Source organism: Enterococcus sp. 10F3_DIV0382, assembly GCF_002140245.1.
Lineage (GTDB): Bacteria > Bacillota > Bacilli > Lactobacillales > Enterococcaceae > Enterococcus_B > Enterococcus_B lactis.
On sequence record NZ_NGMF01000001.1, the window covers coordinates 992,922 to 994,749 of the forward strand.

Consider the following 1,828-nt stretch of genomic DNA (forward strand, 5'->3'; position numbering starts at 1 on the left):
GTCATTAAGAATAGCAGGAATTTTCTTATTACAATCAATATTTATCACTTTATTAATGAATTTGTCTTATAATATTTTATTTTTTTTAGGAATACGCATGAAAATTCCCTTTGCTAAAAGTGTTTCTTTATTGGTGCAAACGATTATTATATTGAGAATTGTTGTTACTTTGCTTGAAAATATTCAAAATATCTTACTAAATTACGAAACATTTTCTTATAATATCTTATTCTGGAACTTGGGATTTTTAGGCCATATTATTTTAGAGAATACCTTTTCTGTTAATCTTTTACTTCTTGTTTTAGTAGAATTAGTAATATTTATTGCTTGTATCCATAGTTTTGCTTTGCTTTCTTCCATTCAAGATAAAAATGAATATCAAGATGTGTATAAGAGACAGGAACTATTTCAATGGTTTCAAGAAGAATTTCCTGATGTGCCAAAAGAAAATTTAAAAAAAGACCTAGTAGTTTTTCTACAAGCCTTAAATAATAGGGGGATTATCAATTATACACTTCCTAAAAGAACCTCTATTAAAGAAAAAATCTCTTGTAGTATTAAAAAAATTCAAAAAAATTTGCGAACCAGTCATAGTATTTACAATGAAAAAACGTTAAAAATTTTCTTGGAAGTGTGCTTTCATGTTTTAAAAGAGAATTTCCCAATAATTACTTTCGTATGTGGAGTAAATTTATTATGTTTACTTTTTCTGTTCTTATCTTTTCAAGAAATTCGTTTAGAGTTTTTATGGATTCTATTCCCAGCTTTTTCCTATCTCGTTTTGCTAATGAGCATCATACTTCATGAAACCACTCATTTGATTTTATATAGGAAGATCACTCATCATAATCACGGGTATTTATCAATAAAAACTTTATCTATGTCAATTGTTAGAGAAAAAGTATTAGATAGAAAATCTAATATCCTCATTACGTTTTCAGGAGCGATTTTTGTTTTCTTTTTAGGTGTTCTACTCTATTTCTTATCAGATAATTTGTGGATAAGAATACCTGCTTTTATTTTTATGTTTCACATTATCAATTTATTGCCCTTCTTTGGTGACGGACATACGATTATTACAGAACTACTAAATTCTAATGATTAGTAGTTTTGAAATGATAAAAAAATTAAAGGAGATTCTATTATGGATTATTCAGCACCAACTATTACAAGTCAAAATATTTATTTGGCAGAAGATCAAGTTGTTTGGTATACCGTTGCAATTGCTATTCTTCTATTACTTGCTGTTACAATTGTTGCGGCTTGTGTTTTGTATTGCTTGACTAAAGGGAAGAGTTTCACTGGTTCTTGGAGTTATGTAAACGGAAGTGGGTCTGTAAGACTGGGCTGTAAGTAGCAATTACTGTCTACGATCATTTATTTAGCCCATGTGAAAGTATGCAATTTGTTAGAAGCTATCCATATCTTTATTTAATCGGATAGCTTTTCTTTTGTTTAATCAATTCTATTGGATGTAGAGGATAAAATATGTTAGCTATTAATGATTTAAATAAAATATACAAAAACTCTGAAAATGGAGTAAAAGAAATTTCTTTTCAAATTTCAAAAGGAGAAATTCTTTGTTTGGCAGGACCGAATGGTTCAGGAAAAACAACTTTACTAAATTCTATTCTCGGAATAATAAAGAAAGACAAAGGAAGTATTTCTTTATTTGGACAAAATGTTGATAATGATGCTATAAAAAATAGATTTGCCTATATTTCTGATGAAATTATCTTAATCGAGGAATTGACAGGTTTTGAGTACCTTGCATTTATAAAAAGTATGTATAAGGGAATCAATAAGAACCAGATTATTACATTATTAA

At 27.9% G+C, this 1,828-nt stretch carries 3 protein-coding genes; all 3 read left to right on the forward strand.

What is annotated here, in order from left to right; genetic code table 11:
• Nucleotides 1-1,105 (forward strand): hypothetical protein (locus tag A5849_RS15135; protein ID WP_256923977.1); only part of this gene is annotated, 1,105 nt, incomplete at its 5' end.
• A gap of 39 nt (nt 1,106-1,144) precedes the next feature.
• Nucleotides 1,145-1,357, forward strand: coding sequence for a hypothetical protein (locus A5849_RS04955; protein ID WP_002308423.1), 213 nt, complete (start codon nt 1,145-1,147; stop codon nt 1,355-1,357).
• Between the two features lie 131 nt (nt 1,358-1,488).
• Nucleotides 1,489-1,828, forward strand: a 340-nt coding sequence (locus tag A5849_RS04960) for an ATP-binding cassette domain-containing protein (RefSeq protein WP_143353370.1), incomplete at its 3' end; no start/stop codon positions are given.